1 pseudogene is annotated in these 935 nt (G+C 59.0%); it reads left to right on the top strand.

The features are described from left to right. Positions 1 to 935 (top strand): annotated as a pseudogene (locus D1646_RS22080) (hypothetical protein); the annotation flags it as partial.

Below are 935 nucleotides of genomic sequence, written 5' to 3'. Positions count from 1 at the left end.
AAAGGGCCCGATCAACATCGTGGTCAATAAGCATGATATCTTCACCGCCCCCAGCGCCGAGGGCCTGACCCGCCCGGTGGGGAACGGCGGGACTTACCTCATGTGGGAGGACGAGTACGGCAGGCTCCATGCGCCGGGGGACGATGTCCTGGATGACGTCACCGAGCTGACGGCCCAGTGGGACCAGCACCCCAGCCTTGAGCCCAGCGAAACCTACTGGTTTGACCTGTCCGAGGAGGGGATTCCGGAAACAACAAACGGCAGCCTGCCGGACCCCTCTCTCCATTGGGTGCCCTTTACCTATACGGGGACGATTGACGCCTACAGGCTGTACGACTTGAGGCCCCAAAACGAATACGACCACAGCCTGTTTATCGCGGATTACAATGTGATACATGCGGTATCTTGGGCGATCTGGAAGGAGAAGTACCCCGACAAAGACTCCTTAATTTACGAAAACAACCACACCATCAACGGCATATTTTACTGCATGCGGGCGCCGTCGGCGGGGAGCGATTGGGATGGTGAGCGCGGCATCCCGCACTCCAACGAGTGGGATAGAATCCTGGACAAAAATCCTGATTATATCAAAAACTTGGACGGTATTTCCTCCTGGGGGCAGGATATCCCGTCAGATTCTCCGGGTAGGTATGCGGTTCGTGGGGGTCTCGATGCCCGCGACTGGGATTACGCCGATCCAGCGACTCAGTACGCGGATATCGGTTTTCGCCCCGTCCTTGAGCCCCTGGACAGTCCAAAAAGCCCTGATGATTTGAAGGTTGTCACGCTGGACCTGAACGGCGGCAGCATCGGCACGGAAAAGGGCCCGGTCAACATCGTGGTTGCGAAGGGCCGCGATTTCACCGCCCCCAGCGCCGAGGGCCTGACCCGCCCGGTGGGGAGCAGCGGGACTTACCTCGCGTGGAAGGCCGAAA

It is taken from the genome of Pseudoflavonifractor sp. 60 (genome assembly GCF_009911645.1).
Lineage (GTDB): Bacteria > Bacillota > Clostridia > Oscillospirales > Oscillospiraceae > Lawsonibacter.
Note: the sequence above shows the minus strand (reverse complement) of the source record. Positions and strands in the feature narration are given on the sequence as shown.